At 70.8% G+C, this 16,336-nt stretch carries 15 protein-coding genes and 1 pseudogene; 11 read left to right on the top strand and 5 right to left on the bottom strand.

All coding sequences use genetic code 11. The features are described from left to right. Positions 1–37: 37 nt before the first annotated feature. Together Q0A33_RS16430 and Q0A33_RS16435 are read right to left on the bottom strand one after the other, a co-directional pair. Positions 38–1,138, bottom strand: a complete 1,101-nt coding sequence (locus tag Q0A33_RS16430; RefSeq protein ID WP_291799440.1) for an enolase C-terminal domain-like protein — start codon at positions 1,136–1,138, stop codon at positions 38–40. A gap of 58 nt (positions 1,139–1,196) precedes the next feature. Further along, positions 1,197–2,123 (bottom strand): LysR substrate-binding domain-containing protein, encoded by a 927-nt coding sequence (locus Q0A33_RS16435; RefSeq protein WP_291799443.1) that lies wholly within the window; start codon positions 2,121–2,123, stop codon positions 1,197–1,199. A 405-nt stretch (positions 2,124–2,528) separates the two neighbouring features. Here Q0A33_RS16435 and Q0A33_RS16440 point away from each other — a divergent pair, with 405 nt between their 5' ends. The 3 genes from Q0A33_RS16440 to Q0A33_RS16450 all read left to right on the top strand — a co-directional run bounded on the left by Q0A33_RS16440 (position 2,529) and on the right by Q0A33_RS16450 (position 5,305). Next, positions 2,529–3,980, top strand: a complete 1,452-nt coding sequence (locus Q0A33_RS16440; RefSeq protein ID WP_291799445.1) for a DASS family sodium-coupled anion symporter — start codon at positions 2,529–2,531, stop codon at positions 3,978–3,980. Between the two features lie 89 nt (positions 3,981–4,069). Continuing rightward, entirely contained in the window at positions 4,070–4,363 is a 294-nt protein-coding gene (gene catC / locus Q0A33_RS16445) for a muconolactone Delta-isomerase (RefSeq protein ID WP_291799446.1), read from the top strand. Between the two features lie 78 nt (positions 4,364–4,441). Then, positions 4,442–5,305: an alpha/beta hydrolase gene (locus tag Q0A33_RS16450; RefSeq protein ID WP_291799449.1), complete on the top strand. Its 864-nt coding sequence runs from the start codon at positions 4,442–4,444 to the stop codon at positions 5,303–5,305. Between the two features lie 148 nt (positions 5,306–5,453). On the opposite strand, the gene Q0A33_RS16455 is transcribed toward Q0A33_RS16450, so the two are convergent. Continuing rightward, positions 5,454–6,698: a pyridoxal phosphate-dependent aminotransferase gene (locus Q0A33_RS16455; protein ID WP_291799452.1), complete on the bottom strand. Its 1,245-nt coding sequence runs from the start codon at positions 6,696–6,698 to the stop codon at positions 5,454–5,456. A gap of 293 nt (positions 6,699–6,991) precedes the next feature. On the opposite strand from Q0A33_RS16455, the gene Q0A33_RS16460 reads away from it, so the two are divergent. The 8 genes and pseudogenes from Q0A33_RS16460 (at position 6,992) to Q0A33_RS16645 (ending at position 14,259) form a co-directional block, all read left to right on the top strand. Then, positions 6,992–7,729: a TRIC cation channel family protein gene (locus Q0A33_RS16460; protein WP_291799456.1), complete on the top strand. Its 738-nt coding sequence runs from the start codon at positions 6,992–6,994 to the stop codon at positions 7,727–7,729. A gap of 298 nt (positions 7,730–8,027) precedes the next feature. After that, a complete protein-coding gene (locus Q0A33_RS16465) occupies positions 8,028–8,546 on the top strand; it encodes a Rieske (2Fe-2S) protein (RefSeq protein ID WP_291799459.1) in 519 nt (172 codons plus the stop codon). A gap of 60 nt (positions 8,547–8,606) precedes the next feature. Next, on the top strand, positions 8,607–10,034 hold the full coding sequence (locus tag Q0A33_RS16470) for a CoA transferase (RefSeq protein WP_291799462.1): 1,428 nt from the start codon (positions 8,607–8,609) through the stop codon (positions 10,032–10,034). Between the two features lie 37 nt (positions 10,035–10,071). Then, positions 10,072–10,449, top strand: coding sequence for a glycosyltransferase (locus Q0A33_RS16475; protein ID WP_291799464.1), 378 nt, complete (start codon positions 10,072–10,074; stop codon positions 10,447–10,449). Further along, positions 10,450–11,211: a nucleotide disphospho-sugar-binding domain-containing protein gene (locus tag Q0A33_RS16480; protein ID WP_291799466.1), complete on the top strand. Its 762-nt coding sequence runs from the start codon at positions 10,450–10,452 to the stop codon at positions 11,209–11,211. It begins immediately after the preceding gene. Between the two features lie 51 nt (positions 11,212–11,262). Next, positions 11,263–11,841: a DNA-3-methyladenine glycosylase I gene (locus tag Q0A33_RS16485; protein ID WP_291799471.1), complete on the top strand. Its 579-nt coding sequence runs from the start codon at positions 11,263–11,265 to the stop codon at positions 11,839–11,841. Between the two features lie 100 nt (positions 11,842–11,941). After that, positions 11,942–13,581: pseudogene (locus Q0A33_RS16640) on the top strand (accessory Sec system translocase SecA2); the annotation flags it as partial. Positions 13,582–13,833: 252 nt separating this feature from the next. After that, positions 13,834–14,259 carry a hypothetical protein gene (locus tag Q0A33_RS16645; RefSeq protein WP_363316642.1) on the top strand — a complete coding sequence of 142 codons (426 nt, stop codon included), beginning with the start codon at positions 13,834–13,836 and terminating at the stop codon, positions 14,257–14,259. A 40-nt stretch (positions 14,260–14,299) separates the two neighbouring features. On the opposite strand, the gene Q0A33_RS16495 is transcribed toward Q0A33_RS16645, so the two are convergent. Together Q0A33_RS16495 and Q0A33_RS16500 are read right to left on the bottom strand one after the other, a co-directional pair. Beyond that, positions 14,300–15,475 carry an MFS transporter gene (locus tag Q0A33_RS16495; protein ID WP_291799477.1) on the bottom strand — a complete coding sequence of 392 codons (1,176 nt, stop codon included), beginning with the start codon at positions 15,473–15,475 and terminating at the stop codon, positions 14,300–14,302. Between the two features lie 15 nt (positions 15,476–15,490). Further along, the gene (locus Q0A33_RS16500) at positions 15,491–16,072 is read right to left on the bottom strand and encodes a TetR/AcrR family transcriptional regulator (protein ID WP_291799480.1); all 582 of its coding nucleotides are present in this window, start codon (positions 16,070–16,072) and stop codon (positions 15,491–15,493) included. Between the last annotated feature and the right edge of the window lie 264 nt (positions 16,073–16,336).

Genomic DNA, 16,336 nt, shown 5'->3' on the forward strand with positions numbered 1-16,336 from the left:
ATGCGGGGTGGCAGGCCGGGCGCACTCCCCGTCGGTCTCAGGCCTGCCGGTAGTGAGCGAGCTTCGATTCGTCGATCTCGGCCCCCACACCCGGCGTCGCGCGCGTGCGGATTCGTCCGCCCTCGATGCGCAGCGGCTCCGCGAGCAGATCATCCGACATGTCGAGGAAGTTGGAGAGTTCGCCTGCGCGTGCTGACGTGGCGCGATGGGCTGCGCCGAAAGCCACCGTCGCGAGTGACCCCACCTGCGTGTCGATCTGGTTGCCCATGGTGACGTCCACGCCCAGACCTGTGCAGAGCCCGAGGATCTCTGCGGCCTCGGTGAACCCTGAGCGGGCGGTCTTGATGCACACCGCTGTGCAGCCGCCGGAGAGCAGTTCCCGGGAGACGTCGCCCGGGGTCGGTGTGGACTCGTCGCCCACGACGGGGATGGGCGATCTGCTGACCAGCCGCCTCCGCCCCATGGTCTCCTTCGCGTCGCACGGTTCCTCCAGCAGGCTGATGCCCAGGCCCTCCGTGCGTCTGAGCACTTCGAGTGCTTCGTTGGCGCTCCATCCGCGATTGGCGTCGAGGTATATCTCGGCATCCTCGCCCAGGCCTTCGCGGAGGATCCGACAGGCCTCGACGTCGAGGGACAGAGGTCTGCGGCCCACCTTGAGCTTGAACGTCGTGATGCCGTGTTCCTCGCCGAACCGGAGCGCCTCCTCCAGCAGCTCCTCGGCGGGCTTGAAGCCCAGCATGTGAGCCACGCTCATCGATTCGCTCCACCCGCCGAGCAGCTTGTGGACGGGCACGCCGAGCGCCTTTCCCGCGATGTCCCACAGGGCGATGTCGACAGCGCCCTTGGCCACCTGATTGTGCACGGTCCGGTGCATGGCGGCGTGGGCTTTCTCCCTGTCGAAGGGGTCCATCCCCACGAGCTGCGGGCTGAAGACCTCGTTGACGATCGAAACGATCGAGGCCTGGGTCTCTCCATAGGTGTAGGGACGGGGAGGCGCATCTGCGACGCCCACGATCCCCTCGTCGGTGTGCAGCCGCAGCAGCACGTGATCTGCGGTGTGCACCTCACCGGAGGCGAACCGCAGGGGGCGGGTGTACGGGATCGTGTAGGGAATGGCCTCGAGGGCGGTGATCTTCACGTTCGTCTCCACGGTGTCGGATGTGGTGTGCGGTGGGGCAGGCGCGGGACTCGCCTGTTCAGTGATGCGTGTCCCGGCCCTCTGAAGAGGCGCGTGCCTCTGCGATCCGGGCGGCGGCGCGCCGTGCAAGATGGGTGAAGGACTCGACCAATGGCGAGGTGCTGTCTGCGCGCCAGGCGGTGGCGAGGCCGATGCCCACGGTGGGCGCGAGCCTGCGTATGGCGATGGCGGCGTTCATCGGCAGGGACGACGAATCGGGCAGGATGCACAGTCCCAGGCCCGCCGCGACGAGGGCGATGAGCGTCGAGGTCTCGGTCGCCTCCTGTACGATGTGCGGCCGGAAGCCTGCCTGCCGGGTCACCTCTGCGGCAACCGACGCGACCGCGGATCCGCGCGGATAGCTCACCAGGTCCTCCCCTGCCAGTTCGGCAGCTCCGACGGGCCCCGCGTCTCGGGCCAGCGGGTGTTCGAGGGGCAGTGCAACAGCCAGCGGCGTCTGCTCGATCTCGTCCAGGTGCAGCTCCGGCGAGGAGACCGGCGGCCGGAGGACGGCCGCGTCGAGGCGATTGGCGAGAAGGCCCTCCTCCATCTCCGGGGTGAGCATCTCGCCGACCACGTGGAGGCGCACCTCGGGCAGTTCGTGCCGCGCCATGCGCACGATCTCAGGCATGAGGCGATAGGTGGCTGTGCCCGCGAAGCCCACGTGGAGGACTCCTGCTGCGCCTCGCCCGACCTCGGCGACGTCGGCCTTGGCGGAGTCGACGTCGCTGAGGATCTGTCTCGCCCGCTCCATGAGGAGTTCACCCGCAGGTGTGAGGTCGACACGGCGGGTGGTGCGTTCGAACAGCTGGGTGCTGAGCTCCGCCTCGAGCTGTCTGATCTGCTGAGACAGAGGGGGCTGTGCCATGCGGAGGAGCTCCGCGGCCCGTCCGAAGTGCTTCTCCTCCGCGACGGCGAGGAAGTAGCGCAGATGCCTCAGTTCCATGTCCCCTCCCCGTCCTCGGCTCGTGCGTCGGCAACAGCGTACGGTTCGCCGCTGCCACAAGGGAAAGACCGATTCTCCCCGGATTCAGAGGATGTACGTCTGAATGGCGAGCAAACTCGTACTTCTGCATCTGGGTAGGTGGAATCTACTGTGAGTGCAGCGCCGCCAAATGCACCTGTACGCCTGGCGATCAGGCTGCGGGGAATGTGAGGGATTAGGCGGCCAGGACCGCGCGCCAGTGTCATTGCCGCGTTTTCGAAGGAGAAAAGAATGGCCGAAACGGCACGCCCGGAGCAAGCGAACGAGAAGCCGGATTCGGCTCTCGGGCAGGAAACACCTGCCGTCGGGAGCGAGCCCTCGGATGCCGGGGGCTCCGGGGACCCAGACGCGCGCAGGAATTGGTGGGTGTTCGCTCTCGGCCCGGTCGCGGGGCTTCTGCTGGCCCTCGTGCTGCCGGACAGCCTCGCGTTCGAGGGGCGGGCGGTCGCCGGCTGCGCCCTGTGGATGGCGATCTGGTGGGTGACGGAAGCGGTCCCCATCCCGGTCACCTCCCTGCTGCCTCTCGTCCTCTTCCCGCTGTTCGGGATGGCGAGCATCGAGGAGGTCGCGTCGCCCTACGCGAATTCCGTCGTCTTCCTGGTGATGGGCGGGGTCGTCCTGGGGCTCGCGACCGAGAAGTCGCGGCTCCATCTGCGCATCGCCCTGCTGACGATCCGCCTCGTGGGCACCCGGCCGTCCCAGATCGTGCTGGGACTCATGATCGCCTCGGCATTCATCTCCGCGTGGGTGTCCAACACGGCGACGGCGGTGATCATGGTGCCGATCGCCGTGTCGATCCTCAACCTCGTCCGCTCCATCGACGAGTCCGCGGCCGGCACCAAGTTCGCCGCGTCGATGCTGCTCGGCGTGGCCTACGGAGTGACGATCGGGTCGACGGCGACGCTGATCGGTCAGCCTCCCATGGCACTCATGAAGGGCTATCTCGCCGAATCGCAGGACATCGACATCTCATTCGGCCAGTGGATGCTCGTGGGAGTCCCGTGGGCGGTGGTGATGCTCGGCATCGCCTGGCTGGTCCTCGCGAAGATCGTCTTCCGCCCTGAGGCGGATCGGCTTCCCGGCGGGCTCGCGCTCATCCGCCGTGAACTCGCCGCGTTGGGCCGCATGACGGCGCCGGAGAAGCGCGTGGCATGGATCTTCGCCGTTGCGATCCTCTTCTGGATCGTCGTGCCCTTCCTCGCCGACCTCCCGTGGACGGTGGAGCATCTGCCCTTCCTCGGCACCATCGACGACGCTCAGGTCGCCATGGCTGCGGCGATCGCGTGCTTCGTCGTGCCGGGCACGCGCCGGAGGGAGGATCCCAGTGGTGCCCCGCTGCTGAGCTGGTCTGCGGCGAAGGAGATCCCCTGGGGTCTGCTGCTCCTCTTCGGCGGGGGTCTCTCCCTCTCGGCGATGTTCACCGCCACCGGCTTCAGCCAGTGGGTGGGCGATCAGGTGGCGGGTCTCACCGCGGTGCCCTCGTGGCTCATCATCGTCGCAGTGGCCGTCGTGAGCCTGCTGCTCACCGAACTCACCTCCAACACGGCGACCGCTGCGGCGTTCCTGCCCATCTTCGGCTCGATCGCAGTGGGCATGGGCATCGATCCGCTCTTCATGACGATCACGGTGACGCTGGCGGTCTGTTCGGCCTACATGCTGCCGGTGGCGACGCCCTCGAACGCGGTGGCATTCGGCTCGGGGGAGATCACGATCCGGCAGATGGTTCGTGCCGGCGTCTGGCTCAATGTCGTCTCACTGGCCTTGGTCATGGCCGCCCTCTACACCCTCGTGCCGCTCGTCTTCGGGGTGTCCCTGTGAATGCGGGGACACGGGGCAGCGCCCCCACCTGCTGAACCGCTCTGAACGGCGAGGGCATCTCTCGTCGAGAACCGATTGAAAGGATGACGATGCTCTTCCTCGCACGCATGGATGTGACCTTCCCGGAAAGTATGGACCGCGCAGCTCGAGCCGAGTACCAGAAGCGGGAGAAGGAATATTCGGCCGAGCAGCAGAGAACAGGGGTGATGAGAGGGATCTGGCGGATCGTGGGTGAGTACGCCAACTACTCGATGTTCGACGTGGAGTCTGCGGAGCAGCTGCACGACGTGCTCTCCGGGTTTCCGATGTTCCCGTACATGTCAGTGAAGGTCACGCCGCTGGCGCAGCACCCCAACGCGACGAAGTCCGACTTCTTCGGCTGAGCCCGGTCGTACACAACGCCAGTCCCGCTCGTGAGCCGAGATCGCTCAGGGCATCTGCAGTGAGAAAGGTCGCCCTCCATGTCTTCACTCGCCGTCACGACCCTCGGAGCCGGAGGCGCTCGGCCGTCCGGAGCGGATCTGTCCGCGGACCTCGCGCGCTCGCGCTCGGAGCCCGACGCCGGCGTGCTCGTACTCCTCCCGTCGCTGGGCACTGCGGCGGCCGCCCTCTGGAAACCGGTCGCGGAGCTCCTCCCCGCTGCGGTGACCGTGCTGGCGGTCGATCTGCCGGGGCACGGTTCTTCGCCTCCCGTCGCGCCCCGCGCGGGCACTGTGCTCACGATCGAGGAGATGGCGGAGGCCGTGCTGACGACGGTCCGCGCGGTCCTTCCGGAAGAGGCGAGGGCGCTGACGGTCGCGGGCGACTCGGTGGGCGGGGCGATCGCCCTCCGACTTGCGCTCGACCATCCGGAGACCGTCGAGCGAGCGGCGGTCTTCTGTTCGGGAGCGAAGATCGGTGAGGCGCAGGCGTGGGAAGAGCGTGCCGCCCTCGTCGAGCGCGAGGGGACCGCCACACAGGTGGCCGGTTCCAGGCAGCGGTGGTTCGCTCCTGGGTTCGCCGACCGCAGGCCGGCGGCCGAGGCCGAGCTCATCCGCACGCTTCTCGAGGCCGATCGCTTTTCCTACGCGGCGGTGTGCCGGGGGCTCGCCGCCTTCGACGTCCGCGAGAGGCTGCAGCATGTGCGGGTTCCGCTCCTCGCCGTTGCGGGCGCCGAGGACAGCCCCACTCCACCGGCAGGGCTCCGGGCCCTCGCGGACGGGGTTCCTCGAGGGCGGTACTGCGAAGTGCCCCGCACAGCTCATCTCGTCCCTGCGGAGGCGCCGGAGACGACGGCCGAACTCCTCATGGAGTTCATGCGGGAAGGGCGTCCGGGGCGAGTCTGAAGAGGTTCCAGGGGGTGGGCCTGGGCGGCTCGTCCTGCAGTCCGGAGGGAGTGCCCGGCGCCGGGGTGCGCGGAGACGCGCCGCGCACCCCGGCGCGGGGCGTGAGCACCCGCCCACCGCCGCATCCGCCGGTGGGCGCCCGGGTCGCTCAGCCTGCCGCCACGGCCAGCGGCCGCTCCGCATGCTGCCGGTATCCGTCGAGGAACTCCGCCAGGCGGTTGAGGGCCTCGTCGAGGACCTCGACGCCCGGCAGGGTGACGAGGCGGAAGTGGTCGGGCCGGTTCCAGTTGAAGGCGGAGCCGTGGGAGACGAGGATCCGCTGCTCGCGCAGCAGGTCGAGGGCGAACCGCTCGTCGTCGACGATGCCGAACCGCTCCGTGTCCAGCTTCGCGAACAGGTAGAGGGCGCCCTTGGCCGGAGTGACCTCCACGCCGTCGATCTCGTTCAGCTTCCGCGCCGAGAGGTCCATCTGCGCGCCGAGCCTGCCCTGCGGAAGCACCAGGTCCTCGATGGACTGGTGCCCGCCGAGCGCGGCCTGGATGGCGTGCTGGGCGGGAACGTTCGCGCACATGCGCATGTTCGCGAGCAGCTTGATGCCCTCGATGTAGCTCGACGCGCGGTGCTTGGGCCCGGTGATCGCGAGCCAGCCGGAGCGGTAGCCCGCGATCCGGTAGGCCTTGGACAGGCCGGAGAAGGTGAGGCAGAGGACGTCATCGCCGGTGAGCGTGGCCATGTTGATCATCTGGGCGTCGCCGTAGGTGATCTTCTCGTAGATCTCGTCCGCGAAGACGGCGAGGCCGTGCTGCTCGGCGAGCGCCACGATGCCCTCGAGCAGCTCCTTCGAATAGACCGCGCCGGTGGGGTTGTTGGGGTTGATGACCACGATCCCCTTGGTGCGGGGGGTGATCTTCGCGGCGATGTCCTCGAGGTCCGGGTTCCAGCCGTCCTCCTCCGCGCAGCGGTAGTGCACCGGGGTGCCGCCGGCCAGCGCGATCGAGGCGGTCCAGAGAGGGTAGTCCGGAGTGGGCACCAGGATCTCGTCGCCGGGGTCGCAGAGCGCTTGCATCGCCAGCGTGATGAGTTCGCTGACGCCGTTGCCCAGGTAGACGTCATCCGCATCCAGCGTGCGGATGCCCTTGGTCTCGTAGTACTGCACCACGGCGCGGCGGGCGGAGAGGATGCCGCGGGACTCGCTGTAGCCCTGTGCCTGCGGGAGGTGCTTGATCATGTCCACGAGGATGGAGTCGGGCGCCTCGAACCCGAACGGCGCGGGGTTGCCGATGTTGAGCTTGAGGATGCGCGTGCCCGCCGCCTCCATGCGCTCGGCCTCCTCCAGCACCGGACCCCGGATGTCGTAGAGGACGTTGGCGAGCTTGGCGGACTGGGTGAACATGCGTACCTCTCCTGTGGGAGTGAGACGGGCGACGGGTGCGTCGCGGCTGCTGCGCGGCGACCGCCGCCGGCGTCTGCGCGACGGTGGCGGCGGGGTGCCGGAACCACAGTACGACGAACGGCTGGGAGATCTCTCCCCGTAAAAGGTGTGAACTCGGCTCCATTGCGGAGCAGGCCAGTGGACACGCGGCTTCGGCGAGGCGCGATTTGGTATGCGCGGCGACGTGGCCGAGGTCTCGTCCAGGTATGGCGGGATCCGTCCGTGCAGGTGCCGCGCTTGGCTACGCTGGCGGCGTGGAACCGCTCATGCTCGCCCTGGACCTGCTGGGCGTCTTCGCCTTCGCCCTCTCCGGCAATCTGCTCGCCTCCCGCAAGGACATCGACATCATGGGCAGTCTCATCCTCGGCCTCGCAGTGGGCCTGGGCGGAGGCATCATGCGTGACGTGATCCTCGGGCGCGTCCCGGCCTCCCTCGCGGATCCCCTCTACCTCGTGCCGCCGCTGATCTCCGCAGCGCTCGTCTACCTGCTGGGGCAGAGGGCGCACCGCGCCCGGGTGCCGATCATCGTCTTCGACGCCGTGGGGCTGGGCGTCTTCGTCGTCACCGGTACGACGATCGCGCTGGAGGCGGGCCTTCCGCTGCCCAGTGCAGTGGTCCTGGGCTGCCTCACGGGAGTGGGCGGCGGCGTGCTCCGCGATGTGCTGGCCAATGAGATTCCCGCGATCTTCAACGGCTCCGACATCTATCTCCTGCCCGCGCTGCTCGGTGCCGCCTGCACCGTGGGAGCCTGGAGCCAGGGCTGGCTGGGCCCGCTCACCGCACTGGTGATCGCGGCGATCGTCTTCGCCTTCCGCATGGTCGCGTGGTTCTTCCAGTGGCAGGTGCCCTCGCCCATGCGCGGCTGGTCCCTGCGCCGCCGGCGGCGGCGAGAACCGCGCGGCCGCTCCGTGTTCCGCCGCCCCTCCGCAAGGCTGGTGCGCACGGTGCGGGCGCGGTTCCGCCGCAGGCCGGCCTCGGGCGGTGCGGAGTGAGAGGGGCCCGTGCCCGAGGCCGGGCTCCGTGCCCGAGGCCGCAGCTCGCCTGCCGCTGATGCGGGTGTCCGCCTGCGCGGGAAGCGGGGCACGGCATACGGCTGAGAACGCCGACAGCGCCCGCGTGGGATCCTGGATCCGTCCGCGAGCTCTGCATGGAGCAAGCGCGGAGTGCGAGGGACGAATCGAGCAGGAGGACACACGCATGAGCGGTGGATGCGGGAACGGCGGGGCGACGGGCTGCGGCTGCAGTGCCGCACCGGAGCATTCGGGGACCGCGCGTCCGGGGACCGCGCCCGTGCGCGCCGGGACAGTGCCTGTGCGCACCGGGGCCGCAGAGCCGGGTGACGGCACCGGGCCGGTGGAGTGCCGAGCGGAGGCCGTCCAGGCCGCTCGGTCGGCGCTGCCGAGCCGCCGGACGGTTTTCCGCGCAGCGGGCACCGTGGGCGTCGCGGCCGCCGCCGGAGGTCTGGCGGCCTGCGGGGAGCAGGAGCCGCCTGCGGACCAGTTCGCCGCCGCGCAGCCGGCCACCGTCCCCGTCGCCGAGGTGGAGGTGGGCTCCGGGACCATCGTCGACCAGACCTATGTGGTGGCACAGCCGCGTGAGGGCGAGTTCTACGCCTACTCCTCCGTCTGCCCGCACCAGGGCTGCCAGGTCCGGCAGATCACGGAGGCGGACATCACCTGCCCCTGCCACAACTCGATCTTCAGCGTGGAGGACGGTTCGGTGCTGACAGGGCCCGCCGAATCCGGCCTGACCCCGGCAGAGGTCACCGTCGAGGGAGACTCCCTCACCGTCGCCCCGGCCGCAGGCTGAGACTCATCGCCATTCACACCGCCGTTGATACCTGCGCCCTGAGCGCTCACCATTGCGAGTATGGATGCGTCGGTATCGGGTCTCCTGACCCGCATGTGGGACGCCGTCGGCACGCCTGGATCCGGCGGCGCTGAGGCGCTGGAGGCTGTGGAGGCGTCCGGCCCGCGCGTGGTCCTGCCCTCCGTGTTCGATGTGACGGGCCTGGCGACGTGTGCCGTCGCTGCCGCCACCCTGGCCGCTGCGCACCTCCACGCTGTTCGGCGGTCCGAACCGCTGCGCCCCGTCACGGTCGAGAGCACGCAGGCGAGTGCGGCGTTCAGGGCTGAGGCGCTGTTCGCCCCGGCCGGCTGGACGCTGCCGTCGCTGTGGGGTCCGCTCGCGGGCAACTACCGCACCGCCGACGGCTGGATCAGGCTGCACACCAACTACGCCCATCACCGGGCCGCCGTGTGCGCTGTGCTGGGTGCCGAGGACCGTGACGGAGTCCGGGCCGCCGTCGCCGGGTGCGCCGCTGAGGAGCTCGAGGGCAGGATCGTGGAGGCCGGTGGCGCGGCCGCCGCCCTGCGCACGCGCGAGGAATGGCTGTCCTCGGACGCCGGCGAGGCCACCCGTGATGCGCCGCTGTTCACGTTCGAGGAACGCGAGAGCGCCGCGGAGGCCCTCTGGCCGAAGGGTCGCGCTGCTCTGCCGTTCAGTGGAGTACGCGTCCTCGACCTCACCCGGGTCATCGCGGGGCCGGTGTGCACGAAGTTCCTCGCCGCGTACGGCGCTGACGTGCTGCGTCTCGACCCGCCCGGTTTCGACGAGGTCGCGTCGCTCCTGCCCGAGACCACGGTGGGCAAGCGGACGGCGGCGGTGGACCTCGGCACAGCTGAGGGCCGAGGAGCGTTCGAGGCACTCGTCACGGATGCCGATGTGCTCGTGACGGGCTATCGCGCGGACGCGCTGGCGAAGCTCGGCTATGACGACGGCGCGCTCGCAGCGCTCAGCCCGGGGCTGGTCATTGCCCGGCTCAACGCCTACGGCTGGGACGGGCCGTGGCAGAACCGGCGCGGCTTCGACAGCCTCGTGCAGATGAGCTGCGGAATCGCCTCCGACGGAGCGGCGGCCCTCTGCCGCGATGAGCCGGTTCCGCTGCCTGCGCAGGCGCTCGACCATGCCACCGGGTGGCTCCTGGCCGCGACCGTGGCCCGCGCGCTGACCCGCCGGTTCACCACCGGTGCGGGAACGTCGGTGCGGGGTTCGCTCATCGGCACGGCGAACCTGCTCTACAGCCTGGTTCCGCCCGCAGACCCTCTGACACCCACGGATCCGCCGGCGCCCGAGGCCTCGCCGACGGCCGCGGCCGTGCTCGAGGACACGCGGACCGCGTGGGGCCTCGGACGGCGCGTCGCTCTTCCCGGCAGCATCGACGGCATCCGTCCGCGCTGGGTCCATGAGGCGGGCCCCCTCGGGCATCACCCGCCGTGCTGGGAGGAACGGGTGTGACGTGTCCTCACGGCCTCTCCGGTCGTAGGCTGGGCCCGTGACGAAGGCGCTCTTCCTGACTGCGGATCTGGGTGGGAACGTGCCGCCCACCCTGGCGGTGGCGGACGCGCTGAGCCGTCGCGGTGTCGAGGTGGAGATCGCAGGGCTGCAGCCGGGGCGCACCGTTCATGCGCCGCCACCCCTCCCTGCCGCGACGGCGATCAGGCCGGTGGGGCGGCCGCAGGGTCTGCGCGAAGTCGCTCCGATGGTGCGGCTGGCGATGAGCCGGGCGACGTCCGCCGAGGTCCGGGCGCTGATCGCCGCTCGGCGCGCTGACGTGGTGATCGCGGACTGCATGCTCCCCGCGGTGATCCGCGGCGCGCTCGCCGGCGGAGCTCCCGTCGTGGTGCTCTTCCACACCTTCGGGGAGTTCTGAGTGCGGTCGTTCGATCGCGGGCCCGGGCACCTCCTGCGCCCGTGGGGTCTCCGGCCGGCTGCTCTCTGGGGGCACGCTGCGGAACGTCTGCTCCTCACGGACGCGGAGCTCGACCCGGGCCGGAACGCCCCCGCACTCACCGCGTACACGTGGACCGGGACCACCGAGGTCGGTTCCGCTCCGGGAGCTCTGCGGGAGCCGGCGGAGACCGCGCGACGAGGCGAGGGCGAGGACGTGCCGCGCGTGCTCGTCGCGCTGAGCTCCACCGACTTCCCCGGCATGCTGAGGGTGTACCGCCGTATCGTGGACGCGCTCTCCGGTCTGCCGCTCGAGGCGACCGTGACCACGGGCGGAGTGGATCTGGGCGGTGAGCTGGAAGGCGGCCCGAACGTGGAGGTGCGCGGCTGGGCCGACCACGGAGAGCTGCTGCCGCACGTGGATCTGATGATCGGCCACGGCGGCCATTCCTCGACCATGAAGGCGCTCGCCCACGGCGTGCCGCTGCTGGTGGTGCCCGTGAACCCGACTGCCGACCAGCGGCTCGTCGGCAGGACGGTGCAGAGGGCCGGCCTCGGGCGGTGCCTGCCCAGGACGGCGGGGCCCGAGCGGATCCGCGGGGCGGTGCGGGAGATCCTCGTCGACGACGAGCTCCGTGCGCGTGCGGCGGCGTGCGGGAGCCGTCTCCGCTCCCTGCCGCCCGGAGCGGAGACGGCGGCGGGCAGGATCCTCGCGGTGACGGAGGACGGCGGTCTCCCGGGCTGACGAGGGCCCCGGCGGGCCCGGGAGCGGACACCCGGCTGATACTCTGCCCCCGTGGACGCGACCGTGATCGGACCCGATGGGCTCTCCCGCTGTGCGTGGGTGGGCGACGACCAGGAGTATCGCCGCTATCACGACGAGGAATGGGGCTTCCCGCTGCACGGGGACCGCGCACTGTTCGAGAAGATGGCCCTGGAGGGCTTCCAGGCCGGTCTGTCGTGGATCACGATCCTGCGCAAGCGTCCGCGGTTCCGCGAGGCGTTCGCCGGCTTCGACCCGGCGCAGGTGGCTGATTTCGGCGCAGGGGACATCGAACGGCTGATGGCGGATGCCGGCATCGTCCGCAATCGCGCCAAGATCGAGGCCACCGTCTCCAACGCGAAGCTGGTGCGGGACATGGCCGACGGCGAGCTCGACGCGCTGATGTGGTCGTTCGCACCGACCGGAGCCGGGGCGGAGCGTCCCCGCCCCGCCGACATGGCGGAGGTTCCTGCCGTCACGCCGGAGTCGACGGCGATGAGCAGGGCGCTGCGGAAGCGGGGCTTTCGCTTCGTCGGTCCGACCACGATGTACGCGCTGATGCAGTCGGCGGGCATGGTGGACGACCACATGGTCGGATGCTGGCGTGTGTGACGCCTGAGCGTCTTCCCGGGGAGAACGCTTCTCCCCGCCGCTCGGCGATGACCGGCCGGGGACTGATCGCACCGGAACGCGGGGCCTGTAGCGTGAGGTGATGGACAGGCGCTGGTGGCGGCGTCCGGACTCGTGGGTGCGTCGTCTTCGGCAGGAACCGGGCACCGCAGACCTGGCCCGGTACGAGCCGCTCGTCGAGGAGATCCTCGCACAGCGGGCGGCGATGCGGAGCCGCGGCGATGCGGACCTCGCGCAGTCCGCCTCACGAGCGCTTGCGGCGGGCCTGTCGAACGACGGGGCTCTGGTGCGCTTCCTCGCGTGCGCAGGCGAGATGTCCCGGCGCCGGCTCGACATGGAGCCGTTCGCGTGCCAGCTGCTCGCCGCGGTGAGCATGCTGCGGGGACACGTGGTCGACATGGCGACGGGGAGGGGAAGACGCTCGTCGGCTTCCTGGTCGCGGCGGGACTCGCGGGAGCGTCGCGGCGGGTGCACGTGCTCTCCGCCAACGACTACCTCGCCGGCAGGGACGCCGCCGCGGGCGGGCCGCTGTTCTCCGCGCTGGGTCTGAGCTGCTCCGCCGTGGTGGACGGGATGGAGGCGACGGCCCGTGCCGAGGCCCATCGCAGCGACATCGTCTACGCCACGGTCCACCAGATCGGCTTCGACCTGCTGCGCGACCGTCAGCGCGCGCCCGGCGTGAGCCCCCTCGTACCTGAGCAGGACGCGGTCGTGGTCGATGAGATCGACGCGGTGCTGCTCGACGATGCGATGGTCCCTCTCGTCCTCGCCGGAGATGCGGAGCCGGCGCCGGAGGGCGCGAGGGTGACCGAGCTCGTGGGAGGTTTCGCCGAAGGCGAGGAGTACGAGGTCGACGGCGATCGCCGGAGCGCCTCCTTCACCGCGGCGGGGATCGCGCGGCTGGAGGACTCCCTCTGCATCGACAACCTCTACGCGCCGGAGCACGTGGATCTGCTGGCAGCGGCCCATGTGGCGCTGCACGCGCATGCCCTGGTCACCCGGGACGTGGACTACGTCGTCGCCGAGGGCCGCGTGCGACTCGTCGACGATGCGCGGGGGAGGGTGGCCGCACGCCGGCGCTGGCCGGACGGGCTGCAGGAGGCCGTGGAGCGCAAGGAAGGGCTCGAGGTCACCGGACAGGCCGAGATCCTCGACCAGATGCTCGTGGAGACCGTGGCCCGGGGGTACCGGACGATCACCGGCATGAGCGGTACCGCGGCGGAGGCGGCCGAACGGCTGGAGGACGACCTCGGGCTCACGACGGGGGCCGTTCCGACCGGCCGTCCCTGCATCCGCCGGGACGAACCGGACCGGCTGCACCTCACCGCCGCTCAGCGCGATGCGGCAGCCGCCGGTGCGGTCCGTGACGCCCACGCCGCGGGGCAGCCCGTGCTGATCGGGACGGGCAGCGTCGCGGAGTCCGAGCGCTTCGCGCGCCGCCTGGCCTCTGCCGGCGTGCACGCCCAGGTGCTCAATGCGAAGAACGACGCGGAGGAGGCGAAGGTCATCGCCGGTGCCGGGCGGGAAGGGGCGGTCACCGTGTCCACGCAGATGGCGGGCCGCGGGGTGGACATCCGCCTCGGTCCCGGTGCGGCCGAGGCGGGCGGACTGCTGGTCCTCGGGCTCGGGCGCTATGACTCTGCGCGCCTCGACCGGCAGCTGCGGGGGCGGGCCGGGCGGCAGGGTGATCCGGGACGGTCCGTGTTCTTCACCAGCCGCGAGGACGACGTCGTGACGGAGCAGCTGCGCATCCGCCGGCCGCCTCGGTCGCCGGACCCGGACGGTGCGGTGCGCAGCCCCAGGTCCACCGCTCTCTACGCACACGCGCAGAGGGTCGCGGAGGGCCGCCGCCTGCAGCTGCACCGCACCACGCGCCGCTACCACCTCTCCACCGACCGTCACCGGCGTGCCCTCCTCGAGGTCCGGGAGCGCCTCCTCGCGGAGAGCGAGGCGCTGGACGAGTGTCTGCACCGGGTGTGGCCGGACGCTCCGGAGCTGCGCGAGGCATGGAACGCGCCGGGCGTACGCCGCCTCGCCCTCGAGGTCGTGCTCTTCCACATGGACCGGGCATGGACGGAGCACCTGGGCCGGATGGCCGCCGAGCGAGAGGGGATCCACCTGCGCGTGCTCGGGCGGCAGAACCCGCTCGACGAGTTCACCGCCCTCGCCGCCAGGGACTTCCAGGGGATCCGCGCCGAGGTCGAGGAGGCGGTCCGCCGGATCCTCGAGGAGGCTCCCGAGGATGCCGCTGGGCTCGCCGACCTCGGCCTGCGGCGTCCCTCGTCCACCTGGACGTACATGGTCACGGACAACCCCTTCGGTTCGGAGGCGGACCGCGTCGTGGAGTTCCTCGGACGCGCCGTCCGCGGCGGCGGGCCGCCGGCCGTCACCTACGTCTGATGCGGGGGCCTCGGCGCACCCGGTGCCGTCCTCAGCGTCCTCAGTGCCGAGGGGCGGGCAGACGGGTGAGGGAGGCGCCGCCCAGCAGGAGGAGGAAGACCGCGCCCGCCGTGAGCGCGGCGGGGAATCCCGCCTGCTGCACCCCGAGGCCGGCGAGCACCGGCCCCAGTGCGAGGCCTCCCGCGTACGCGAGGTTGTAGAGGGCGAAGGAGCCGCCGAGGGTGGGCGGAGCCGACCTCGCCCCCTGCTCGCTGATGAGCGTGGTGGCCGGGGCGAGCAGGAGGGCCGACGACGTCCCGAGGAGGGCCATCCCGATGCTCGTCTGCCACAGTGCGCCGGCCCAGCCCAGGAGCAGCAGCGATGCCGATGCCGCGACCACCCCGGACCCGAGGAGGAGCCTCGGCGCTGTGCTCACGTACCTGCCCACGACGGGGTTGGCGATGATCGCGACGAACGAGGCGAGGCCGAAGAGCAGGCCGATGGTGAGTGCTCCGGCGCGCAGGTGCACCGGCAGCACGGGCTCCACGGCCGAGAGCACTCCCGCGCCGATCACGATGGCGCACACGATGGCGGCCGAGCCGGGGACCCGCAGCACTGCGAAGGGCCCCGCGGTGTCATCGGAGACGCGCGCCGTGCCTCTGACGAGGAGGATCCTCAGCGCACCATCGGCGAGCGCGACGCCGGAGGCGAGCAGGAAGGGTGAGGCGGTGCCGAAGTGCTCGACCATGAAGCCGGCCAGAGGAGGGCCGAGGAGCACCCCGAGGGTGAGCGTGGACAGGGCGATGCCCATCGCCTGCCCGCGCTTCTCGAAGCGGGTCGTGGCCGCGATGAGGGAGAGCGCCGCCACCCAGGACATGCCGCCGGCGACCCCCTGGGCCAGGCGTGCGGTGAGCAGCAGCCAGTACGGGCCGCCGGTGGCGAACAGCAGCGTGGCGAGGGCCAGTCCCAGCAGGCCGATCAGCAGCGGTGTCCTGGGGCCGTGCCGGTCGACGATGCGGCCGGCGAAGAGCGTCGCGCAGATCATGGCGAACGCATAGGAGGAGAAGAGGAGGCCGGTGGCGGCCGGCCCTCGTTCGACCACGGCCGGGAGCAGCGGCAGCACCGGGACGGCGAGGCCGTGGACCAGCATGTCGGTGAAGAGGGCGGCGGAGCCCACTATGAGGGCGCGGCGCGGGGACGTGCCGCGGCGGGCGGCTGCGGGTTCGGGTGTGGACATGAGGAGGTTTCCTCTCTAGGTGAGCAGCCCCCTCACCAGCGCCGTCATCGCGGCGCTCTGCTCAGCGGGCTGCGGAAGGTCATCGGGGCGGCTCACGGCGGTCACCGTGAGCCCCTGCAGCAGCACGAGCACCAGACCTGCGACGGTCATGGCTGGCAGCGAGGCATCAGCGCCCGCGAGGCCGGCGGCGATCCGTTCGCGCCAGTCGTCCAGTGCGGAATGCTTGTCTGCGGTGTCGCTGCCGGACAGCGGTGCCACCAGCACCGTCGTGGAGGCGAGTGCTCGGAACAGGTCGTCCGTGCGCAGCAGCGTCACGTAGTCGGAGAGCATCGAGCGGAGCCAGGTCTCAGGGTCCTGGGCGTGCGCGGTCTCTGCGAAGAGGCGGGCACCGTACTCCGTCCAGCCCCACTGCAGTGCGTCCGCGAGCAGGGCGTCCTTGGACCGGAAGTGATGGTGGAGTGCGCCGCGGGTGACGCCGGCTCGTTCTGCGACATGCTCGAACGTCGCCCCCCGCCACCCCTTCTCCTCGAAGGCCATGAGTGCCGCGCGCATCAACGCCGTACGCGTCTGCGCGGCTTCCTCTGCCGTGCGCCTCATACAAACAGGTTAACACGTATGATTAGGGCCTGCAGGTCTTCTGGCGCTGCGGCCCGGCCGCGCGGCGCCGTATGTGGTCCGCCCAGCGCCTGTGGATGGGCGTGTGCCCCGCCTGGACATCTCGTCGGAGAGCCCTGTCTCAGCTCCGGCGTGGCGGAGACGAATGCTGGTCGACGTCCTTGTGTGATCAGTTCTCCCTGCCATTGGGCGTGAGAGTGCCGGGAGAACTGATCACACGGGGGGCGCGGGAGGGGTGTGTGGAGC

The sequence above is a fragment of the Brevibacterium sp. genome, assembly GCF_022712115.1.
GTDB classification, from domain to species: Bacteria; Actinomycetota; Actinomycetes; order Actinomycetales; family Brevibacteriaceae; genus Brevibacterium; species Brevibacterium salitolerans.